General features: G+C 65.7%; 22 protein-coding genes. 15 read left to right on the top strand and 7 right to left on the bottom strand.

Annotated features, from left to right (window positions below; all coding sequences use genetic code 11):
• Positions 1-78: 78 nt before the first annotated feature.
• Together ACXAJT_RS21840 and ACXAJT_RS21835 are read right to left on the bottom strand one after the other, a co-directional pair.
• Entirely contained in the window at positions 79-765 is a 687-nt protein-coding gene (locus ACXAJT_RS21840) for a P-loop NTPase family protein (RefSeq protein WP_475239025.1), read from the bottom strand.
• Positions 762-1832, bottom strand: coding sequence for an AI-2E family transporter (locus ACXAJT_RS21835; RefSeq protein ID WP_475239022.1), 1071 nt, complete (start codon positions 1830-1832; stop codon positions 762-764). Before ACXAJT_RS21835 ends, ACXAJT_RS21840 begins: the two co-directional genes overlap by 4 nt.
• 341 nt (positions 1833-2173) lie before the next feature.
• Here ACXAJT_RS21835 and proS point away from each other — a divergent pair, with 341 nt between their 5' ends.
• Together proS and trpB are read left to right on the top strand one after the other, a co-directional pair.
• On the top strand, positions 2174-3520 hold the full coding sequence (gene proS / locus ACXAJT_RS21830; RefSeq protein WP_475239019.1) for a proline--tRNA ligase: 1347 nt from the start codon (positions 2174-2176) through the stop codon (positions 3518-3520).
• 254 nt (positions 3521-3774) lie between these two features.
• Positions 3775-4995 (top strand): tryptophan synthase subunit beta, encoded by a 1221-nt coding sequence (gene trpB / locus ACXAJT_RS21825; RefSeq protein WP_475239015.1) that lies wholly within the window; start codon positions 3775-3777, stop codon positions 4993-4995.
• Between the two features lie 85 nt (positions 4996-5080).
• Here the strand turns inward: trpB and ACXAJT_RS21820 are convergent, their stop codons facing one another.
• The 3 genes from ACXAJT_RS21820 to pth form a co-directional block, all read right to left on the bottom strand.
• Complete coding sequence (locus ACXAJT_RS21820; protein WP_475239011.1) at positions 5081-6283, bottom strand: oxidoreductase; 1203 nt, start codon at positions 6281-6283, stop codon at positions 5081-5083.
• Positions 6284-6354: 71 nt separating this feature from the next.
• Entirely contained in the window at positions 6355-6726 is a 372-nt protein-coding gene (locus ACXAJT_RS21815) for a DUF2237 family protein (RefSeq protein WP_475239009.1), read from the bottom strand.
• Positions 6727-6819: 93 nt separating this feature from the next.
• The gene (pth, locus tag ACXAJT_RS21810; RefSeq protein WP_475239007.1) at positions 6820-7533 is read right to left on the bottom strand and encodes an aminoacyl-tRNA hydrolase; all 714 of its coding nucleotides are present in this window, start codon (positions 7531-7533) and stop codon (positions 6820-6822) included.
• A 76-nt stretch (positions 7534-7609) separates the two neighbouring features.
• Between pth and hmuQ the strand changes: the two genes are divergently transcribed.
• Positions 7610-7921, top strand: coding sequence for a heme-degrading protein HmuQ (hmuQ, locus tag ACXAJT_RS21805; RefSeq protein WP_475239005.1), 312 nt, complete (start codon positions 7610-7612; stop codon positions 7919-7921).
• Positions 7922-7993: 72 nt separating this feature from the next.
• On the opposite strand, the gene ACXAJT_RS21800 is transcribed toward hmuQ, so the two are convergent.
• Positions 7994-8617, bottom strand: coding sequence for a 50S ribosomal protein L25/general stress protein Ctc (locus ACXAJT_RS21800; protein WP_475239002.1), 624 nt, complete (start codon positions 8615-8617; stop codon positions 7994-7996).
• A 187-nt stretch (positions 8618-8804) separates the two neighbouring features.
• Between ACXAJT_RS21800 and ACXAJT_RS21795 the strand changes: the two genes are divergently transcribed.
• A complete protein-coding gene (locus ACXAJT_RS21795; RefSeq protein ID WP_475238999.1) occupies positions 8805-9953 on the top strand; it encodes an MFS transporter in 1149 nt (382 codons plus the stop codon).
• Between the two features lie 27 nt (positions 9954-9980).
• On the opposite strand, the gene ACXAJT_RS21790 is transcribed toward ACXAJT_RS21795, so the two are convergent.
• Positions 9981-11147, bottom strand: coding sequence for an alpha-hydroxy acid oxidase (locus tag ACXAJT_RS21790; protein ID WP_475238996.1), 1167 nt, complete (start codon positions 11145-11147; stop codon positions 9981-9983).
• Positions 11148-11272: 125 nt separating this feature from the next.
• Between ACXAJT_RS21790 and ACXAJT_RS21785 the strand changes: the two genes are divergently transcribed.
• The 11 genes from ACXAJT_RS21785 to ACXAJT_RS21735 all read left to right on the top strand — a co-directional run bounded on the left by ACXAJT_RS21785 (position 11273) and on the right by ACXAJT_RS21735 (position 21871).
• On the top strand, positions 11273-12046 hold the full coding sequence (locus ACXAJT_RS21785) for a ZIP family metal transporter (RefSeq protein ID WP_475238990.1): 774 nt from the start codon (positions 11273-11275) through the stop codon (positions 12044-12046).
• Between the two features lie 221 nt (positions 12047-12267).
• On the top strand, positions 12268-13131 hold the full coding sequence (locus ACXAJT_RS21780) for a branched-chain amino acid aminotransferase (protein ID WP_475238988.1): 864 nt from the start codon (positions 12268-12270) through the stop codon (positions 13129-13131).
• A 3-nt stretch (positions 13132-13134) separates the two neighbouring features.
• Entirely contained in the window at positions 13135-14340 is a 1206-nt protein-coding gene (locus ACXAJT_RS21775) for a hypothetical protein (RefSeq protein ID WP_475238986.1), read from the top strand.
• A gap of 58 nt (positions 14341-14398) precedes the next feature.
• On the top strand, positions 14399-14854 hold the full coding sequence (locus ACXAJT_RS21770) for a universal stress protein (RefSeq protein ID WP_475238984.1): 456 nt from the start codon (positions 14399-14401) through the stop codon (positions 14852-14854).
• Positions 14855-15274: 420 nt separating this feature from the next.
• A complete protein-coding gene (locus ACXAJT_RS21765) occupies positions 15275-15835 on the top strand; it encodes a NifU family protein (protein WP_475238982.1) in 561 nt (186 codons plus the stop codon).
• A 17-nt stretch (positions 15836-15852) separates the two neighbouring features.
• Entirely contained in the window at positions 15853-16416 is a 564-nt protein-coding gene (gene tsaB, locus ACXAJT_RS21760) for a tRNA (adenosine(37)-N6)-threonylcarbamoyltransferase complex dimerization subunit type 1 TsaB (protein WP_475238980.1), read from the top strand.
• A gap of 3 nt (positions 16417-16419) precedes the next feature.
• On the top strand, positions 16420-16851 hold the full coding sequence (locus ACXAJT_RS21755; RefSeq protein ID WP_475238978.1) for a GNAT family N-acetyltransferase: 432 nt from the start codon (positions 16420-16422) through the stop codon (positions 16849-16851).
• Between the two features lie 146 nt (positions 16852-16997).
• A complete protein-coding gene (locus ACXAJT_RS21750; RefSeq protein ID WP_475238976.1) occupies positions 16998-18002 on the top strand; it encodes a BMP family lipoprotein in 1005 nt (334 codons plus the stop codon).
• Between the two features lie 118 nt (positions 18003-18120).
• Positions 18121-19722, top strand: coding sequence for an ABC transporter ATP-binding protein (locus ACXAJT_RS21745; protein WP_475238973.1), 1602 nt, complete (start codon positions 18121-18123; stop codon positions 19720-19722).
• 89 nt (positions 19723-19811) lie between these two features.
• Positions 19812-20906 carry an ABC transporter permease gene (locus ACXAJT_RS21740; RefSeq protein ID WP_475238971.1) on the top strand — a complete coding sequence of 365 codons (1095 nt, stop codon included), beginning with the start codon at positions 19812-19814 and terminating at the stop codon, positions 20904-20906.
• On the top strand, positions 20906-21871 hold the full coding sequence (locus ACXAJT_RS21735) for an ABC transporter permease (RefSeq protein WP_475238968.1): 966 nt from the start codon (positions 20906-20908) through the stop codon (positions 21869-21871). Before ACXAJT_RS21740 ends, ACXAJT_RS21735 begins: the two co-directional genes overlap by 1 nt.
• The last annotated feature ends 214 nt before the right edge of the window (positions 21872-22085 follow it).

Raw genomic sequence — 22085 nt, 5'->3', positions numbered from 1 at the left:
TGCAACAACTTGATGAAAGCGGAAGGATGCCTGAGGGCGGGGGGCTTCGCAAGCGCTGCGCTGCGGCGGCCCCGGTTCTCAGGCGCGAGGATCGGCGGCTAGCAGGATTTCGCGCGCCAACGTGCGGGTGATGCCCTTGGGCCGGCCAAGGGCCCCTGCGTCCAGCGCCGCCGCCACTTTCTGGGCCATGCCGAAGCTGCGGCGCATGTGGCGCAGCAGATAGGGTATCACGTCGGGCGCGGGAACGCAGTGGCGGTCGGCCAGCAGTTTGGCCAGCACGGCGGCCAGCAGCGCGTCGTCGGGCTCGGGCAGGGTGGCGGTCTGCGTGCCCTCCATCCGCGAGCGCAGGTCGGGCAGCGACAGGTGCCAATGTTTCGGCGCGCTCTGCGCGGTCAAGAGCAGCGGCTGGTGTTGCGACAGCGCAAGGTTGTGCAGGTGGAACAGCGCTTCCTCGGCGGGCCGGTCTCCGGCGATCTGCGGCACGTCTTCGATGCAGACCGGGCCCTCGGCGAGATCGGGAATATCGACGTGCGGCAGTACCGCAGCGGGCAGGATCGTCGCGCCGCATTCGGCCGCCCAGACGTGGGCGAGGTGGGTCTTGCCCGCCCCCGCTGGTCCGACGAGGATCAGCTTGCCTGCGGGCCAGGTGTGCCAGCCGTCGAGCAGCGTCACCGCGAGCGCATTGGACCCCGAGACGAAATAATCCTCGCGCCCCAGCGCGGCGCGGACCGGCAGGGGCAGCGGCAACTGCTGCGGCAGGGTCATGGGGCGTCGCGGTCCTGCTCGAGGCCGCGATACAGGCGGCTGTCCTTGTACTGGTCGATCACGAAGCGCATGATCACTCCCAGCGCGGCGGCCAGCGGCACCGCGACCAGCATGCCGACAAAGCCGAAGAGCGTGCCAAAGACCGACAGTGCGAGGATCAGCCACACCGGGTGCAGCCCGATCGAACTGCCCACCAGTTTCGGCGTCAGGAAATTGCCTTCAAGGAACTGGCCGAGGAAGAAGATGCCCGCGACCGCGGCGATCCAGTACCATTCGCCCCAGAACTGGAACAGCGCGAGGCCGATCGCCAGCGCGCCGCCAATGATCGCTCCGACATAGGGGATGAAAGTCAGCAACCCGGCGATCACCCCGACGACAAGCCCGAAGTTCAGCCCCACCAGCGCCAGCGAGACGGCATAGTAGCAACCAAGGATCAGACAGACCGAGCCCATGCCGCGGACGAATCCGGCGAGCGTGGCGTCGATCTGGCTGGCGATCTTGCGGACCGTCGGCGCGTGGTCGCGCGGCAAAAGTTCGTCGATGCGGGCCACCATGCGGTCCCAGTCGAGCAGCAGGTAGACCGCGACCACCGGCACGATGACGAAGAGCATCAGAATGTTGATCACCGACATGGCCGAGCTAAGCGCGGTGTTCAGCAACTCGGCGCCGCGCTCCTGCACGGTCTGGCCGATCGAGGCCAACGCCTCGCGCATCGGGCTGCCCTCGACCACCAGAGACGGAAAATGCGTGCCCAGAAAATCGCGCAGGTCGCGGAACAGTTGCGGCGCGGTCTCGATCAGGTCGCCCGCCTGCCGCACCAGCGTCGGGATCACCGCAAGCGCGAGAATGACGAAGATCAGGATCGCGGCTAGGGTGATCACCATGGTCGCCATGGCACGGCTGAGGCCCATTCGTTCGAGCCGATCGGCCAACGGGTCGAGGAAATAGGCGATGGCGCCGCCAAGAATGAACGGCAGCAGGACATTGCCCAGATACCACAGCACGACGGCAAAGATGATGGCCGCGACGCCCCAGTACTTCATCTGATCACGTACGGGGAGCGCCATGGGAATCCTTTTCTCTGCCGTGCGCCCTTCATCGCCGCTCTGCTGCGCCTTTTCAAGTGTATGGGGGCGGGGCGGAACTTCGCGCTGGTCTGTTCACGCAATCCGGTGCAGGCTGCGTGTCATCGGATTTTTACGACTATTTTCATTTCTGTTTTCTAAGGAGCGGCGATGCTGCGTTTTCTGTTTGTCTGGGTGTTTCTGTTTTTGCCGCTTTTCCTGATGCTCACCGATCCCGCGCATTCCGCCCCGCTCTAGCGGCAAGCCCGCGCATGCGCAGACCTCTTGCCCTTGGCGCGCCCTTCGCCTAACCCGGGCGAAACGCCAATCTCCGGGAGGCCCGCATGCGTCTGAGCCGTTATTTCCTGCCCGTTCTGAAAGAAACGCCCTCCGAGGCGCAGATCGTCTCGCACCGCTACATGCTGCGCGCCGGCATGATCAAGCAATCGAGCGCCGGCATCTATTCGTGGCTGCCGCTGGGCTTCAAGGTGCTGCGCAAGATCGAGGACATCATCCACGAGGAGCAAAAGCGCGCGGGCCATATTCCGATGCTGATGCCGACGATCCAGTCGTCCGACCTGTGGCAGGAGTCGGGCCGCTACGACGCCTACGGCCCCGAGATGCTGCGCATCCGCGACCGGCACGACCGCGACATGCTGTTCACGCCCACCGCCGAAGAACTGATCACCGACATCTTCCGCAGCCACGTTGGCAGCTACAAGGACCTGCCGCTGACGCTCTACCAGATCCAGTGGAAGTTCCGCGACGAGATACGCCCGCGGTTTGGCGTGATGCGGGGCCGTGAGTTCTATATGAAAGACGGCTACAATTTCGATCTGACCAAGGAAGACGCGCTGCACGCCTACAACCGGCACCTCGTCAGCTACCTGCGCACCTACGAGCGCATGGGCCTGCAGGCCATTCCCATGCGCGCTGACAGCGGCCCGATCGGCGGCGATGACACCCACGAGTTCCTGGTGCTGGCCGAAACGGGCGAGTCGGAGGTGTTCTACGACAGCCAGATCACCGAACTGAAGTTCGGCGACCGCGAGATCGATTACGATTCGGTTGAACAGTGTCAGGCCGTGCTCGAAGAGTTCACATCGCGCTACGCCCGCACCGACGAGACCCACGATGAGGCCGTCTTCGCCGAGGTTCCCGAAGAGCGCCGCCGCACCGCACGCGGCATTGAGGTCGGACAGATCTTCTACTTCGGCACCAAATACTCCGAGCCGATGGGCGCCACGGTGGCCGACAAGGACGGCAACCAAGTGCCGGTGCACATGGGCAGCCACGGCATCGGCGTGTCGCGCCTGCTGGGCGCGATCATCGAAGCGAGCCATGACGACAAAGGCATCATCTGGCCCGAAGGTGTGACGCCGTTCCACTGCGGCATCGTCAACCTCAAGCAGGGCGACGAGGAAGCCGACGGCGCCTGCGAAGCGCTCTATAAATCGCTGACCGCGCTGGGGCTGGAGCCGCTCTACGATGACCGCTCCGAGCGCGCCGGTGCCAAGTTCGCCACCATGGACCTGATCGGGTTGCCGTGGCGCATCACCGTCGGCCCGCGCGGGCTGAAGAACGGCGTGGTCGAACTGACCTCGCGCCGCACCGGCGAGAGCGAAGAGCTGGCGCCCGAAGCCGCCGTCGAGCGCATCGCGCAAATCTACGGTGTCGCGGCCAAGGGCTGAGACCTTCGCGATGTGTATCCGGGGCCGGTCGCGGGAAACCGCGGCGGGTCTTTTCGTTTTGGCGAGGGACTGCGGATGCGGTCGGTGTTGCGCTGGTTGCGCCGTTGCGCCGTGCGTATTTGGAAAGAGAAGAAGCGACCGGGGCGGGGGCGTGCGCCGGGAATCTTCGGGAAATTTCACCTGCGGCGCGTCTGCTCTGGCCTTTGCCTTGGGGCATGCTTTAGAGAAGGGGGAAATTCAGCGGGAGACGCGCTATGGAAGATCTTGTCAATTCCTTCATGACAGGCCCCGACGAGAAGGGCCGCTTCGGCATCTACGGCGGGCGTTTCGTGTCCGAGACGCTCATGCCGCTCATCCTTGAGCTTGAGGAGCAGTATGAGCGTGCCAAGACCGACCAGAGCTTCTGGGACGAGATGGACTTTCTGTGGAAGCACTACGTCGGTCGCCCCTCGCCGCTTTATCATGCCGAGCGCCTGTCCGAGCAGCTTGGCGGCGCCAAGGTGTATTTCAAGCGCGACGAGCTGAACCACACCGGCGCACATAAGATCAACAACGTGCTGGGCCAGATCATCCTCGCCAAGCGTATGGGCAAGACCCGCATCATCGCCGAAACCGGCGCCGGCCAGCACGGCGTGGCGACGGCGACGGTCTGCGCCAAGTTCGGCCTGAAGTGCGTGGTCTACATGGGCGCGCACGATGTCGAGCGCCAGCAGCCCAACGTCTTCCGCATGCGCCTGCTGGGCGCCGAAGTGGTGCCCGTCACCTCGGGCCGCGGCACGCTAAAGGACGCGATGAACGATGCCCTGCGCGACTGGGTGACCAACGTGCGCGACACCTTCTACTGCATCGGCACGGTGGCGGGGCCGCACCCGTACCCGGCGATGGTCCGCGATTTCCAGTCGATCATCGGCAAGGAAACCAAAGAGCAGATCATGGAGGCCGAAGGCCGTCTGCCCGACACGATCATCGCCGCCATCGGCGGCGGGTCGAACGCCATGGGCCTGTTCTACCCGTTCCTCGACGACAAGGATGTGAAGATCATCGGCGTTGAGGCCGGCGGCAAGGGCGTCGACGAGAAGATGGAGCATTGCGCCTCGCTCACCGGCGGGCGTCCGGGTGTGCTGCACGGCAATCGGACGTATCTGCTGCAGGACGACGATGGGCAGATTCTCGAGGGCTTCTCGATCTCGGCGGGTCTGGATTATCCGGGCATCGGGCCGGAGCATGCATGGCTGCACGACACCGGCCGGGCCGAATACGTGGCGATCACCGACAAGGAAGCGCTGGAGGCGTTCCAGCTGTCCTGCTCGGCCGAGGGGATCATTCCGGCGCTGGAGCCGAGCCATGCGCTTGCACATGTGATGAAGATCGCGCCCGAACTGCCCAAGGACCATATCATCGTCATGAACATGTGCGGTCGGGGCGACAAGGACATCTTCGCTGTCGCCAAGCATCTTGGCGTTGATATCAGCTGATCCGCGCAATTTCGATTGCGCAGGGCCGTCCCTAGGGGGCGGCCATTTTCATTGCTGGTAAGGCGGGCGGGATCGGGCGGACGGATCACGCGAAGCGCGCGCGCCAGCTTTCGCAGCGGTCGGCGTCCCGCACCTCGTAGACCCGCAACGCCTCTGCGGCGGTCATGTCGAAGGCGGTCTCGGTGTCCTCTCCGAGGGCGGTGAGCCGCATCGAATACCACGCGGTGACGCCGCCGGACGGCGCGTCGGCGAACCTCGGGAACTGTGGGTCGGCGCCGTCTCCCGCCAACCAGCAGGCCGGCAGCGATGGGTCGAGAACCATCGCGCGGGCGAGGCCGATCACGTCGGCGGCCCCCGTGCGGAGCGCCTCGGCGGCCTGCGCTCTGGTCCTAACGCCTCCGGTAAGCATGATCGGGATGTCGGTGCAGCCCTTGGCGCGCCTTGCGAACTCGATGAAATAGGGTCCGGAGGCCGCGGTGCCATCCGAGCTGGAGGCCGCGCCCGGGAAATAGGTGCCGCCGCTGACATCGATCAGATCGACCGGCAGGCGATCCAGCAGGCGCACGACGTCCAGAGCCTCGGCTTCGCCGAGCCCGCCGACCAGCTTGTCCGTCGCGTTGATCTTGATGGCCACAGGGAAACTGTCGCCCACCGCCTGCCGAACCGCGTCGAGGGTTTCGCCGATGATCCGGAAGCGTCCGGCAATATCGCCGCCGTAGCCATCGGTGCGATGATTGAACAGCGGCGACAGGAACTGGCTGAACAGGAACCCGTGGCCCGCATGGATCTGCACGCCGGTGAAACCCGACGATTTGGCCATGGCGGCGGCCCTTGCATAGATGCCGGGCAGATGCGCGATGTCATCCGGCGTCATACCGCCGCACCGAAGACCCTCGATGTTCAGCGGCGACGGCCCCTTGGGCTGGCTGATCGGGCCATGCGAAAGGGCACCGGCATGTCCGAGTTGCGGCCACAGGTGGGTGTCCGTCACCGTGCCGCGCTGCGCAAGGCGGCGCAGCCCGGCCAGATCCGCCTCGGGGACGAGAACGAGATTGCCGGGCTTTTCCGGGAAATGCGGGCTGGATTGCACCTCTCCGATCAGGCTCAGAGCCGTGCCGCCTTCCGCCCACCGCTCATAGAGCCGGATTTGCGTTGCGGTGACGTTGCCTGCGCCGTCACCGAGGCTGTCGGACATCGCCGCCTTGATCAGTCTGTTCTTCAGCCGCGCGCCGCAGGGCAGCCGTAAGGGCTGGCTCAACTCGGCACCGGTGGGGTCATCTTGGTGCATCGCGCACTCCTTGGGCCGGCGCCGGGGGAGGCGGGATGTGCGAACTGTGCGGCGCGGTGTCGCTGATGCGATCAGTCGGCCTTGTGCTGTTCGAGGATGTCCAGAGACACCACCTCCAGAGCGCGCTGGTGCGTGGAGTCGAGCTGCACTTTCGGTGCGCAGCCTTCGTCATGAGCCTGCAGAAAGCGCAAGGCGCAGAGGCACCATTGATCGCCGGGCTTCAGGCCGGGAAAGCGCAGGCCGGGGCGCGGTGTCGACAGGTCGTTGCCGACGTATTTCGAATAGGCCAGGAATTCGGCGGTCATCACCGCGCAGACCGTGTGGCTGCCCGAATCTTCCTCGCAGGTGTTGCAATGACCGTCGCGGAAATAGCCGGTCATCGGGTCGACCGAACAAGGGTGCAGCAGTTCGCCCAGAACGTTGACCGCCTTGTCTTTCTGCATATTCGTCCCTCCGTTACCGAGAACTCATACCGGCAAGCCTAGCAGACCGCCGCATGCGAACAAGGCAGGTGAACAGAGCAGGGGCGGGGTGGCTCAGCGGAACTTGTCCGCGAGCTTCTGCAGCGGGTTGCGGTCATCTTTTGCTTCGGGCTCGGCGGCCTTTTGCGGTTTTGCGGCAGGGGCCGCCTTTGCAGCGGCGTCCTCCGCGGCGGGCTTGCCAGTGCCTTTCGACGAGCGCGGCGGGGCGACGCGCAGCGCCACCGCGTTCTGGAAGCCGGGCTTGTCGCCCTCCGCCAGCGCCTTGGCGCCATCCGAGATGCCGCGCATCAGGTCATCCAGCCAAGCCTCTTCGGCCTTGGCGAAGTCATGCAGCACATAGCCCGCGACCGCTTCCTTGCGGCCGGGGTGGCCGATGCCGAGACGGATACGGTGATAGGCCTCGCCGATGTGCTGGTGGATCGAGCGCAGCCCGTTGTGCCCGGCGTGGCCGCCGCCGGTCTTCACCCGGCATTTGCCCGGCGCGAGGTCAAGTTCATCATGGAACACCGTGACGTCATCCGCGTCGAGCTTGAAGAACCGCATCGCCTCGCCGACCGACTGGCCCGAGAGGTTCATGAAGGTTTGCGGTTTCAGCAGAAGCACCTTTTCGGTGCCGAGCCGGCCTTCGGAAACCTCGCCCTGAAACCGCGCGCGCCATGGCGAAAAACCGTGTTCTTCGGCGATCCGCTCGACGGCCATGAAGCCGATATTGTGCCGCGTCTTCGCGTATTTGCTGCCGGGATTGCCCAAGCCCACGAAAATCTGCACGTCTCGTCTCCGAATTGGTTGCCTCGCCCCCTAGATAGGACAGGGATGGCGATAGCACAGCAAAGAAAGAGAAACCATGTATCTCACGATGAACCGCTTCAAGGTCGTGCCCGAGCGCGCGGCCGAGTTCGAAGAGGTCTGGGCGCAGCGTGACAGCCAGCTCAAGTCCGTGCCGGGGTTCCGCAGTTTCGCGCTGCTGAAGGGGCCGGAGCGCGAGGATCATATCCTCTACGCCTCGCACACCGTGTGGGAGGACGAGGAGAGCTTTACCGCCTGGACCAAGAGCGAGGCCTTCCGCATGGCGCATAAGGGCGCCAAGAGCCGCGAAGGTATGTATCGCGGCGGACCGGAGCTTGAGATTTTCTCTGCGGTGCAGGTGCTGGAATAAGCCGCTGCCCGCCAAAACGAAAACGGCCCCGCCAAGTGGCGGGGCCGTCTTTTCAGCAAAGCTGCGCGAGGATTATTCCTCTGCTGCGGCTTCCTCTTCACCTTCTTCGGCTTCGGCTTCAACCAGACCGCGCGGTGCGGAGAGGTTGGCGATCACGAAGTTACGGTCGATGGTCGGCTTTGCGCCTTCCGGCAGCACGACGTCGTTGATGTGGATGACATCACCGATCTGCTTGCCTGCCAGGTCCACGGTGATGTGGTCCGGGATATCGCCGGCGAGAACGTTCAGTTCGACTTCCTGACGCACGATGGTCAGAACGCCGCCGCGCTTCAGGCCCGGTGCTTCCTCTTCGTTGATGAAATCAACGTGGATGAAGAGGTTGATCCGCGAGGTGCGGCGCAGGCGCATCAGGTCGAAGTGGGTCGGAAGGTCCTTCACCACATCGCGCTGAACGTCGCGGCAGATCACGCGGACGTCGTCGTGGCCGTCAACCTTGAGGTTGAACAGGGTCGACTTGAAGCGGCCTGCTTTCAGGCGCTTGAGCAGCGTGTTGAACGGGATCTGGATCGGAAGCGGGTCTGCTTCGCCACCAAAAACAATCCCCGGAACCATGCCGTCGCGGCGGGCCTGCCGAGCGGCGCCCTTGCCCGTCCCCGACCGTTCCAGGGCTTCGAGATCAGGAATCTCACCAGCCATTTTGTATCTCCATATGTAAAAGGGGGTGCCTCCAAGGCTGTCACCCCGCGATGAACGCAGCCCCTTAGACCGGATTCCCGCATCGGGCAAGGCCTAATCGGCCTGCATAGGCGCGCAGGTCGCATTGCGCGCCGGTGTCTGGACCTTGGCGCCGCGGCATGCGACGGCTGGCGCGAACGGAGGCACGATGAATATTTTGAGCGATCTTCGCATGATACGGGCGCCGCTGGCAGGTTTTGCCGCGATCGGCGTGTGTTGGGGCGTGTTCGCCGGCAGCGTGCCGGTGGTGATGGCGCAGACCGGGCTAGGCGACGGCGGCTTTGCCACGGCGATGCTGATCTCGACCTGCGGTGCGATCGCCGCGATGTGGCTGGCGCCCTGGGCCGAGCATCGTCTGCGCAGATGGGCGATGCCGGTGTTCGTCGCGCTTCTGGGGTGCGGCTTTGCGATGCCGGGACTGGCCACGTCGGGCGTGCAGTTCGGCGCGATCATGCTGTGCTGCGCGGCAGGTGCGGGCATGGTCGACGTGGCGATGAACGCGCATCTTTCGCACCTCGAGGCGCGGTCGGGCAGGCCGCTGATGAACCTCGCCCACGGCAGCTATTCTCTGATCTACGCCTGCGCCGCGCTGATGACCGGGATCGCCCGAAGCGCGGGCGTGCCGGTCTGGGGCATCTTCTTTGGCGCGGCGGCGGTGACTTTTGCCTTGGCGCTGGTGGCGCGCGGCGGGGCGCAGGCGGTCGACCATGAAAACGCTGAAGCCGGGGGCGAAAAGCGCGGTCCGCTGCCGTGGGCGATCGTCATACTGGCGGGCGTGGTGATCTGCCTCGGCTTTCTGGCCGAACAGGCCACCGAGGCATGGTCGGCGCTGCATCTTGAGCGCAACCTTGGCGCGGGCGCCGTGGGCGGCGCGCTGGCCCCGACGCTACTGGGCCTGACCATGGGCGCGGGGCGCCTTGCAGGGCAGGGGATGATTGGCCGGCTCAACGGCGCAGGCGTGCTGGGCGCTGGCGCGACGCTGGCGGCCTTTGGCGCGGTGGTCGCCGCGCTGGCCCCGACCGCCTTGGTCGGCTGGACCGGCTTTGCAGTGCTGGGCTTCGGTGTCTCGGTGCTGGCGCCCATGGCCTATGCCTGGCTGGGCGGCCGTCTGGCGCCGCAGGCGCGGGCGTGGGCGATCAGTCGCGCCACGGTGATCGGCTATTCGGGGTTCTTCCTCGGGCCGCCGCTTATGGGCGGGCTGTCCGAGGCCTTTGGCCTGCGCGCCTCTTTCGGCGCAGTGGCGCTATTGCTCATGGCGGTGCCGCTGGTGCTGCTGCCCTTGATGGCGCGGCGCTAAGGGCGCCGCGCCACCACCGGTCCCGGCTCAAACCTCCCAGTCGCCGGAGAATCCCTTGGGGATCATCAGGATATCGCGATCCACGGTGTTGACGTCGGTGCGCCCGCAAAGCGCCATCGACACGTCGAACTCTTTGTGGATCACCTCGAGCGCGCGGGTCACGCCCGCCTCGCCCATGGCGCCGAGCCCGTAGATGTAGGCGCGACCGATCCAGCAGCCCTTGGCGCCCATGGCGACGGCCTTGAGCACGTCCTGCCCCGAGCGCACGCCGCTGTCGAGATGCACCTCGATCTTGTCGCCGACCGCGTCCATGATCGGCGCCAGCGCGCGGATCGAGCTGAGCGCACCGTCAAGCTGCCGTCCGCCGTGGTTCGACACCACGATGGCATCGGCGCCGACGTTGCAGGCCTCGAGCGCGTCGCGCGGGTCGATGATGCCCTTGATGATGAGCGGGCCGTCCCACATCTTGCGGAATTCGCGGATGCGGTCCCAGTCGAGGGCCTGATCGAAGCTTTGTGCCGTCCATGTTGTCAGCGAAGACGGGTCGGTCACCCCCTTGGCATGGCCGACAATATTGCCGAAGAAGCGCCGCTTGGTCTGCAGCATCTCCAGCCCCCACGGCACCTTGGTGGCCATGTTGGCGATCGACTTCGGGGTCAGCTTGGGCGGGGCGGAGAGGCCGTTCTTCAGGTCCTTGTGGCGCTGGCCCAGCATCTGCAGGTCGACCGTGATCACCGCCGCCGAACACTTGGCGTCCTTGGCCCGGTCGAAAAGCCGCTTCATGTAGTCGTCGTCCTTGAGCGTGTAGACCTGCATCCAGAACGGCTTGGAGGTGTTTTCCGCCACATCCTCGATCGAACAGATCGACATGGTCGACAGGCAATAGGGCACGCCGAATTTCTCGGCGGCTCGGGCGGCTTTGATCTCGCCGTCGGCGTTCTGCATCCCGGTCATGCCCACCGGGGCCAGCGCCACCGGCATCGCCACGTCCTGCCCGATCATTTGCGTCGCGGTGCTGCGCCCGGTCATGTCGATGGCGACGCGCTGGCGCAGATAGAGATCGTCAAAGTCGGAGCTGTTCTCGCGGAAGGTCTGCTCTGTCCAGCTGCCCGACTCGCAATAGTCGTAGAACATCTTCGGCACCCGGCGCCGATAGATGCGTTTGAGGTCCTCGATCTCTGTGATCACCGGCATGGGCCGCTTTCCTCCGCTATGTGGTCAGGTTTCCTTACCGCTTTCGGGATCTTTGCGCAATGACGTGTGCTTGTATCTGCCGCACAGAGCACGTTTAGTGCGCGCGAACGCAGATCGGAGGCATCATGCAGGATATTTTCTGGGGCGTTGGCGGCGGCATGATCGCGGCCATCGCCACCACCGCAGGTGCGATCCCGGCGCTGATTGGGCGCAAGATGACGCAGGCGACCTCGGACATGATGCTGGGCTTTGCCGCCGGGGTGATGCTTTCGGCCTCTTATTTCTCGCTGATCATCCCCGGCATCGATGTGGCGCAGGAACAGACCGGCTCGGTCTGGATCGCTGCGGCCATCGCGGCCTTTGGTATCGCCTTCGGCTCGGGCTTTGTCGCGTGGCTGAACCACGCCATCCCGCACGAGCATTTCAAGACCGGCCCCGAGGGCGGGGCGGATCAGGCGACCTTCGCGCGGATCTGGCTGTTCGTGCTGGCGATCTCGATTCACAACTTCCCCGAAGGCCTGTCGATCGGCGTCGCCTATGGTGTTGATCGCACCAATGGCTTTTCCGTCATGACTGGCATTTCGCTGCAGGACATGCCTGAGGGGCTGGCCGTGGCTGTCGCGCTGGTGGGTTTGGGCTATTCGCGTAGCAAGGCGCTGCTCTACACCGCGCTGACCGGAGCGGTGGAGCCGGTGGGGGCGCTGCTGGGGGTCGTCGCGGTTTCGGTCAGTTCGGTTCTGCTGCCGTGGGGCCTGACCTTCGCGGCAGGGGCGATGCTCTACATCATCAGCCACGAGATTGTCCCCGAAACGCACCGCAACGGCCATCAGAAGAGGGCGACCACGGGGCTGCTCTTTGGTTTGATCCTGATGATGTTCCTTGACGTGACGCTGGGCTGACGCGCCCCGGCGCCGGGGCGTCTGTCGCGCGGGGCTGCGTATATGCGGAACAATGAAAGGGGCTTGGTGCGCCTTGGGGCGTGTGGTGTCGAGTATTTGTGGAAAGATGAAAGGGCCGGGGCGGGGCGCCGCTCGCTCTTCCGTGAGGGCGCGGCGGGGCGGTCTGGACGCGGCGGCGGAGCGGGCTTAGGGTCCGCGCAACTTTCGCAGGAGACACGAAGATGGCAACGGGCAAGAACATCCGCACCTATTTCCAGGGCACCTGGCATGACGGAGACGCGATGATCATGCGCGCCGCCGATCACGCGGCTTGGCTCGGCAGTTCCGTCTTTGATGGCGCGCGCTATGTGAACGGCATCGCGCCCGACCTCTACGCCCATTGCGCGCGGGTCAATCGCTCGGCCAAGGCGCTGATGCTGACCCCGATGATCAGCACCGAAGACATGGTGCAGATCGTTTGGGAAGGGCTGTCGGCCTATCCCAAGGAAGCCGCCATCTACATCCGGCCAATGTACTGGGCGACGCAGGGCGACGCCACGGCCATCGTGCCGGGAGCCGAAGGCACGGCCTTTGCCATCTCGCTCGAAGAGATCCCCATGGCGCCGGAGACCGCCGCGGCGCGTCTGGGTCGCACCCGCTTCCGCCGCCCGGTGCTGGAAAGCTCGGTCTGCAACGCCAAGGCCGGGTGCCTCTATCCCAACAACGCGCGCATGCTGGTCGAGGCGCGCTCGCGCGGGTTCGACAACGCGCTGGTTGCCGATGCGCTGGGCAATGTCGCCGAGAGCGCCACGGCCAACGCCTTCATGGTTCGCGACGGCGAGGTCTTTACCCCGATCGCCAATGGCACGTTCCTGTCGGGCATCACCCGCGCGCGACATATCGAGAACATGCGCGCCGACGGCATATACGTGCACGAGGCGGTGCTGAGCTTCGAGGATTTCGAGGCCGCCGACGAGGTGTTCCTGTCGGGGAACTTGCAGAAGGTCACCCCGGTGTCCGGCTTCGAAGAGACCAGCTACCAGATCGGTCCCGTGACGCGCCGCGTGCGCGAGCTTTACTGGGACTGGGCGCTCAGCGAAGGCTGAGCCTTGCGTCGCGAACCGCCGGTCGTCGCGACACGCCCCAAACAGCCGCAGCGCCCGGTGCTGCGGGCAGAGCGGCGCTATGCCGAAGAGACCGGCCCCAGCCGCACTTTGCCCGGGAACGCGCCGCGTTCGGGATCGCGGCCAAAGCCGCGCCGCAACGGGCGCGGGCTCGCACGGGGGATCCGCGCTCTGCCGTTGCTGGCTAGCCTCGTGCTGATGGTCTGGACGCTGTCGGTGAACCCCTTCGCGCGGCCGTTCCTGCAGGCCAGCACCGCCGAGGCGCGGCAGGCGCTGGATGCTGCTCTGGCGCGCACTCTGAGTCCGGAGCGGCTCGAACAAGAGGTCGGCGCGGCGCTGGAGGCGCAGGACCTCGACCGGATCGACATGCTGTTGCCCTTGGCGGCGCGTGTCGGACGGCAGCCGGGCGCGGCGCAGATGCGGCAAATCGACGAGTTGCGCGCGGCCAAGGACAGCGTCTGGGGCAAGGTCGCCACCTGCGGCACCTGCGCCGCGGATATCGCCAACTGCCCGTCGCTGCAGATGCTGGCCTATTGCGGCATTCCGCTGGAGTTGACACCGCTTGGCGATCTCAACGCGCTGCGCCGGGCGGGCGGGGATTGGCTCAGCGGCAGTGACGTGGACGAAGTGGAGGTGACGCTGGCAACGGTGGGGCTGGCAGCCACCGGGGCGCTGGTGGTCACCGGCGGCACCTCTGCCTCGGTCAAGGCGGGGGCCACGGCGCTGCGTATGGGGCGGCGGCTGCGCACGCTGACGCCGTCTTTCCTTGATGAGCTGGCACGGCTGGCTGATCCGGCAATGCTGCGGCGGCTTGCCAGCGGCAGCGACACCGCCGCCGATACCGCCCGGCTGGCGCGGGCGGAGGCACTGGCGGGGGATGTGAGCCGGGTGGTCGGCAACACGTCGATGACCGACGGTGTGCTGCTTCTGCGCCACGTGGACAATGCGGAGGACGCGGCAAGGCTGGCGCGGGTGTCGGATGTGGCGGGCAGCGAGACGCGCGGGATGATGGACGTGCTGGGCAAATCCCGCGCCTTCCGCGCGCTGGTGCGGGTTTCCGATCAGGCCATCGCCGCCGGTCTGCTGGTGTGGCTGGCGTTTGCGCAGGCGCTCTCGGCGCTGGGGGGCTGGCTTGGGGCGCGGCTGATGCGGCCCGCGGCGCGCGGGCTGGCGGCGCGGGTGGAGCGATGAGAAATCGACATTGCCTGCGCCTTTCCCCTGCGCCATGATCGCCGCGAAGGAGAGCCCAATGCGCAAGTTCCTCGTCGTGCTGGATGACAGCCGCGAATGTCTCAATGCCATGCGTTTCGCCGCGATGCGCGCGGCGAAGACCAAGGGGGGCGTGTCGATCCTGTCGGTGATTCCGCCCGATGAATTCAACCATTGGATCGGCGTGGGCGACATCATGCGCGCCGAGGCGCGCGAGCGGATCGAGGCGCATTTCGAAGTCTTTGCCAAGTGGATGCGCGACCGGCAGGGTGTCGACCCTGAACTTATGATCCGCGAGGGCGATCCGGTGACCGAGATACTGGCGCAGGTCGAGGAAGACCCGGCGATCGGGGTGCTGGTGCTTGGCGCCGCTGCCGACAAAAAGGGGCCGGGGCCGCTGGTCAACCAGATGACCCGCAGTTCGGGCAGCCTGCCAATCCCGCTGACCATCGTGCCCGGCGACATGTCCAAAGAGCGTCTTGAGGCGATCACCTGAGGGCGACTGTCGGCCTGTGACCCGGTCGAGACACACCGCGTCGCCACTGCTATAGGGGGCAGTATCGAGGTCGATGCGGCGGCGGCTGCCGAGTTGCGCGCTGTCGCAGTGGGCACCAGATCAAGGCGGCCAGCGTTCGGGCGGTTCGGGAAAAGGCCGGCGCTGTCGGGATTGTCGCCGCTGATCTGCTGCCGGACAGTATCGCCGTCGGCGGCACGTGCGGTGCACACCGGCTCCGTCCTGCCTCGCGGCGGCTTGGAGGATCGGGCCAGTTTGGACGTCACCGCTGCCAAGTGTCGCATTGCCGCGCTTGGGCGCTTGCGGATGAGACTTGCGGACGAATTTAGAACGGTTCCAAAACTTGACGTCTCGCCAGCGGAGGCGCATATAGGTGCCAGCCCGCAAAAAGGACTATCGCAGATGTTCATCCAGACCGAATCCACTCCGAACCCCGCGACGCTGAAGTTCCTGCCGGGCCAGACCGTGCTGGACGCAGGCACCGCAGATTTCCCGACGCCCGAGGGCGCCGAAACCTCGCCACTGGCCAAGCGGCTGTTCTCCGTCGCTGGCGTCACCGGTGTGTTCTTTGGCAATGACTTCGTCACCGTCACCAAGGACGAGGCGGCCGATTGGGACCATGTGAAACCCGCCGTTCTGGGCGCGATCATGGAGCATTTCCAGTCCGGCGAGCCGGTCGTGGCTGGCGAGGCGCAGGCTTCGGGGCACAAGGCCTTTGAAGGCGAGGATGCCGAGATTGTCGGCCAGATCAAAGAACTGCTCGACAGCCGCGTGCGCCCGGCCGTGGCGCAGGACGGCGGCGACATCACGTTCCACGGTTTCGATCGTGGCGTGGTCTACCTGCACATGCAGGGCGCTTGCGCAGGCTGCCCGTCGTCGACCCTGACGCTGAAGATGGGCATCGAGAACCTGCTGCGTCACTACATCCCCGAAGTGACCGAGGTGCGCCCGGTCGCCGTCTGAGCGATCCGGACCGATCCATGCCAGATCAGCTGATCCTTTCCTTCGACACATCGGCCGCGCATTGCGCGGCCGCTTTGCTGCGTGGCGACGAGGTGCTGGCCGCGAAGGCCGAAGAGATGGGCCGCGGTCAGGCTGAACGCCTGATGCCGCTGCTCGAAGAGGTGCTCGCCGAAGGCGGCGTCGCTTGGGCTGATCTTGACCTTGTCGCGGTGGGCATCGGGCCGGGCAACTTCACCGGGATCCGCATTGCGGTCTCGACCGCGCGCGGTCTGGCATTGGGGCTGGATGCACCCGCCATTGGCGTCAGCACGTTCGAGGCGATCCACCACGATCGGCCCGATGTGCTGGCCGGTGTGCCCGCGCCGCGCGGCCAGATCTACGTGCAGCGCAACTGGGAAAGCCCGGCTTTGGCGCTGGCCGAAGACACCGAGGCGGTGCTGCCGCCCGAGCCCCGCGAACTGGCGATCCTTATCGCCCGGGTCGCAGCGCAGAAGGAGCCGGGCCGCCGTCCCGCGCCGCTCTATATACGTGCCGCCGATGCCGCGCCGTCGCGCGACGCGGCGCCGCGTCTGCTGGACTGAACCATGGCGCTGACCGCCGCCGAACTGGCCGCGCTCTCGGCCCGCGCCTACACCCATATGGAGCCATGGAGCGAGGCCGCCTTTGCCGGCACGCTTGATCAGCCCTCGAGCCTGCTGGTCTGCGGGCAGGGGGCGTTTGTGCTGGGCCGTGTGGTGCTGGACGAGGCCGAAATTCTCGCACTCGCTACGGACCCGGTGCAGCAGCGCAAAGGGGCGGGGCGTGCTGTTCTTGCCGACTTCGAAGCGCAGGCGGCCGCCCGCGGCGTGACCCATGTCTTCCTCGAAGTGGCGTCGGAAAATCTAGGGGCCCGGGGGTTTTACGAAGCCTGCGGCTATGAGGTGACCGGTCGGCGCAAGGCCTATTACCAGCGTCCGGGTGGTGGCCGCGATGACGCGCTGCTCATGAGCCGGGCGCTTACCCGGGGTCAGGGGTGACAGGCAGCCAAGCCTGTGCGCGGACTTGCAAAAACCTGTTGACCCGCCGCTGGGGCAACGCATTATCGGGCATGATCTGCCACAGTGCAGTCCAAAGCGCGGGGCACGCGAAACAGACCCCGCCCGTCCAGACCCGGGAGCACCCTATGACCCTCATGAAATCCATTCTCGGCACCGCCGCGACTCTGGCCCTGACCGCAGGCGCCGCGCTGGCGGATCCGGCGCTGATCTACGACCTCGGCGGCAAGTTCGACAAATCCTTCAACGAGGCCGCCTACAACGGCGCCGAGATGTGGGCCGAAGAGACCGGCGGCTCCTATCGGGATATCGAACTGCAGTCCGAGGCACAGCGCGAGCAGGCCCTGCGCCGCTTTGCCGAGGCCGGGTTCAACCCGGTGGTGACCACTGGCTTCTCGATGTCCTCGCCGATCGCCGCGGTCGCGCCTGACTATCCGGACACCAAGTTCGTCACCATCGACGGTTTCGTCGATCCCGAAACCCACCCGAACGTGCTGTCGATCCTGTTCTCCGAGCACGAAGGCTCGTATCTCGTCGGCATGCTGGCGGCGATGGCGTCGGAATCGGGCACCGTCGGTTTTGTCGGCGGCATGGACATCCCGCTGATCCGCAAGTTCGCCTGCGGTTACGCGCAGGGCGCCAAGTCGGTCAGCGATGACATCACCGTGATCTCCAACATGACCGGCACCACGCCCGCCGCATGGAATGATCCGGTGAAAGGCTCGGAACTGACCAAGGCGCAGATCAGCCAAGGTGCTGACGTGATCTTCGCCGCCGCGGGCGGCACCGGCATCGGCGTGCTGCAGACCGCGGCGGACGAGGGCATCCTCTCGGTCGGCGTCGACAGCAACCAGAACTACCTGCACCCGGGTCAGGTTCTGACCTCGATGCTCAAGCGCGTCGATGTGGCCGTGGCCGAGGCGATGACCGAGGGCACCGATCTGGAAACCGGCGTGAAGGTGCTGGGCCTCGCCGAGAACGGCGTCGGCTATGCGCTGGACGAAAACAATGCCGAGCTGGTCTCCGAAGAGATGAAAGCGGCGGTGGATGCCGCGCGCGAGCAGATCGTGGCCGGCGAGATCGAAGTGCACGACTACTCGGCGGATGACAGCTGCCCGGCGCTGAACTTCTGATCAGGTCTTGACGATCGGGGGCACGCCTGCTGGCGTGTCCCGGTTTTTTGCTTTCGTGTGGCCCGGTTCCTCGTTTACAGGAGGCCGGGCCGTACTCTCCAATGCCGTGAGGCTCTGCATGAACGACATCCCCGCCATCGAGCTGAAGGGCATCTCCAAGGCCTTCGGACCCGTTCAGGCCAACAAGGACATCTCGATCCGCGTGATGCCCGGCACGATCCACGGCATCATCGGCGAGAATGGCGCCGGCAAATCCACCCTGATGTCGATCCTCTACGGCTTTTACCGGGCCGATGCGGGCGAGATCTGTGTGAACGGCCAGAAGAAAGACATCACCGACAGTCAGGCCGCGATCTCGGCAGGCATCGGCATGGTATTCCAGCACTTCAAGCTGGTGCAGAACTTCACGGTTCTGGAAAACGTCATCCTAGGCGCCGAAGATGGCCCAATGCTGCGCCCCTCGCTGGCGCGGGCGCGGGGCGTGCTGAAGCAGTTGGCCGAGGAATACGAGCTTTCAGTCGACCCTGACGAGTTGGTCGAGAACCTCTCGGTCGGCCACCAGCAGCGCGTGGAAATCCTCAAGGCGCTCTATCGTCAGGCGGATATCCTCATTCTCGACGAGCCCACCGGGGTGCTGACCCCGGCCGAGGCCGATCACCTGTTCCGCATCCTCGACCACCTGCGCGCCGAGGGAAAGACCGTCATCCTGATCACCCACAAGCTGCGCGAGATCATGGAGATCACCGACACGGTGTCGGTGATGCGCCGCGGCGAGATGACTGCCACAGTGCAAACCGCCGAGACCTCCCCCGAACACCTGGCTGAGCTGATGGTCGGGCGCAAGGTTCTGCTGCGCGTCGACAAGGTGCCGGCACAGCCCGGCGAAGTGCTGCTTGACGTACAGAACCTGCGCCATGTCGACAGCTCCGGGGTCGAGCGGCTCAAGGGCGTGTCGCTGCAGTTGCGTGCGGGCGAGGTGCTGGGCATCGCTGGGGTCGCCGGCAACGGCCAGTCCGAGCTGTTGTCGGTGCTGGGCGGTTCCGCCGAGGGCAGCGGCACGGTGATCATGCACGGCCAAAAGCTCCCACTCTCGGGCGCCGGCGCTGACGGCAGTGCCCGCCGCGCTGCGGGCATCGGCCACGTCCCCGAGGATCGCCAGCACGAAGGGCTGATCATGGCCTACACGGCGTGGGAGAACACCGTCTTCGGCTACCACCGCGATCCGCATTACCAGTCGGGCATGCTTATGAACAACGCGCTGATCCGCGAGGAGGCGCAGGACAAGATGACCCGTTACGACGTGCGCCCGCCAAATCCGGCACTGGCGGCGCGGAACTTCTCGGGCGGCAACCAGCAGAAGATCGTGCTGGCGCGCGAGATCGAGCGCGACCCAGAGGTGCTGCTGATCGGCCAGCCCACCCGCGGCGTCGACATCGGCGCCATCGAGTTCATCCACCAAGAGATCGTCCGCCTGCGCGACAAGGGCAAGGCGATCCTTCTGGTCTCGGTGGAGCTTGACGAGATCTTCTCGCTGTCGGACCGCATCGCGGTGATGTTCGACGGGCAGATCATGGGCGAGCGGATGCCGAACGAGACCGACCAGACCGAGCTTGGCCTGCTGATGGCCGGGGTCACCGAAAAGCCCGAAGGCCGGGTCATCGACGCGGTGGACGCCTCGCTGCACGAGAAAGAAGCGCGAGAGGCGAAGCAGCATGACTGATCGCGGCGCTTCATTGTTCCCCAAATACGCCCGCCGGAGGCAGCAGCGCCCGCAGGGCGCGCCCGTGGCGACCAAGAACGAGGTCCCGAATGGATAAGATGCCCGCCTGGGCCGATGCGGTGCTCGTGCCCCTGATCTCGATCCTGCTGGCGGCGATCCTGTCGGCCGGGGTGATCCTCGCCATCGGCGAGAACCCGATCGAGGCCTTCAAGCTGATGGTCGACGGCGCGTTGATGCGCAGCTCCGGCTGGGGTTACACGCTCTATTACACTACGAACTTCATCTTCACCGGCCTCTGTGTCGCCATCGCGTTCCACGCCAAGATGTTCAACATCGGCGGCGAGGGGCAGGCGATGATCGGAGGGCTCGGTGTGGCGCTGGCGTGTCTCTATATTCCTTTCCCGCACTGGTCCGTGGCGCTGCTGGTGGCGACGCTGGCGGCGGCGGCCTTCGGCGCGGCATGGGCGTTCATTCCGGCGTGGCTGCAGGCCAAGCGGGGCAGCCACATCGTGATCACCACGATCATGTTCAACTTCATCGCCGCGGCGTTGCTGAACTACGTGCTGGTGAACCTGCTGCGCCCGGTCGGGGCCATGGAGCCGGCCACCGGCACCTTCCCCGCGGCCACCCATCTGCCAACCTTCCAAGACATGTTCGCCACGGCGGAGAACCCGCTCTTCCGTGGCTCGCCGGCGAATGTGACCTTCTTCATCGCCGTGCTCGCCTGCATCGCGTTTTGGTACCTCACGTGGCGCACCAAGCTGGGCTATGAGATCCGTGCCTTCGGCCAGTCCGAAAGCGCCGCGCGCTATGCCGGTATCTCGCCGGTGCGCATCACCGTGGTCGCCATGCTGATTTCTGGCGGGCTGGCGGGGATGATGGCGCTCAACACCACAATGGGCGAGGCCGAACGGCTGGTGCTCAACGCCACCGAGGGCGCGGGCTTCATCGGCATCGCCGTGGCGCTGATGGGCCGGTCGCATCCGGTGGGCGTGTTCCTCGCGGCGCTGCTCTTCGGCTTTCTCTATCAGGGCGGGGCGGAACTGGCGCTCTGGACGAACATCCCGCGTGAGCTCATCACCGTTATTCAGGCGCTGGTGATCCTGTTCACCGGGGCGCTCGACAATATGGTGCGCCTGCCGCTCGAAAAGCTCTTCATGTCCATGCGCCGGAGGTCCTCGTGATGGATTACGCGACGCTTCTGCAGGTGCTCGATTCCACCGTGCGTCTTGCCACCCCGCTGCTGCTTGCCTGTCTCGCGGGTCTGTTTTCGGAACGCTCGGGGATCGTCGACATCGGGCTTGAAGGCAAGATGCTCGCCTCGGCCTTCCTCTCGGCGGCCATCGCGGCGATCACCGGTTCGGTCTGGCTGGGGCTTTTGGCGGGGATTGCGGCCTCGATGCTCATGTCCTTCATCCACGGCTTCGCGTCGATCACCTTCCGCGGCAATCAGCTGATCTCCGGCGTGGCGATCAACTTCCTCGCCTCGGGCCTGACGGTGCTGATCGCGCAGGACTGGTTCAGCCAGGGTGGGCGCACGCCGTCGCTGATGGGCGGTGGCCGGTTCGAGAGCATCACGCTGCCCTTCGCCGAGGCGCTGCAAGGCGTGCCTTTCATCGGGCCGCTCTACTACGAGCTGATCTCGGGCCATTCGATCTTGGTCTATGTCGCCTTCCTGATGGTGCCGCTGACGTGGTGGGTGCTCTTTCGGACCCGCTTTGGCCTGCGCCTGCGGGCGGTGGGCGAGGCGCCCGAGGCGGTGGACACAGCCGGTGTCTCGGTGGTGGCGCTGCGCTATGCGGCGATCGCCATCTGCGGGCTGCTCACCGGTCTCGCGGGCGCCTATCTCGCCACCGGCCTGCAAGCCGGCTTCGTGCGCGAGATGACCGCCGGGCGCGGCTATATCGCGCTGGCGGCGCTGATCTTCGCCAAGTGGCGGCCGTGGTACGCGCTCTATGCCTGCCTGCTCTTCGGGCTGCTGCAGGCGGTGGCGCTGCGCTACCAGAACATCGACCTCGGCGGCATCGTGATCCCGGTGCAGGTGATGGACGCGCTGCCCTACATTCTGACCGTGGTGATCCTCGCGGGCTTCGTGGGCAAGGCGATCCCGCCGCGCGCCGGGGGTGAGCCCTACGTCAAGGAGCGCTGAGGCGCGGCCACGCACCCGAGGCGAGGGGCGCTGCCCCTCGCGCTCCCCGGCGTATTTCCAAAGAGAAGAAAGAGGGGCGTTTGGCGCGTCCTGCGCTTCTTCTCTTAAGAAATACGCACCACCTGGACACCTCCGGAAACCACTGGCTGATTGATGATCATCGTGATTCACTGTCCGTAACGGGTGGAGGGGATCATGGCCAAGCAATCAGGGT

This window comes from Salipiger sp. ABF4_146, assembly GCF_056161345.1.
This window is presented reverse-complemented; position numbering and strand designations above follow the sequence as displayed.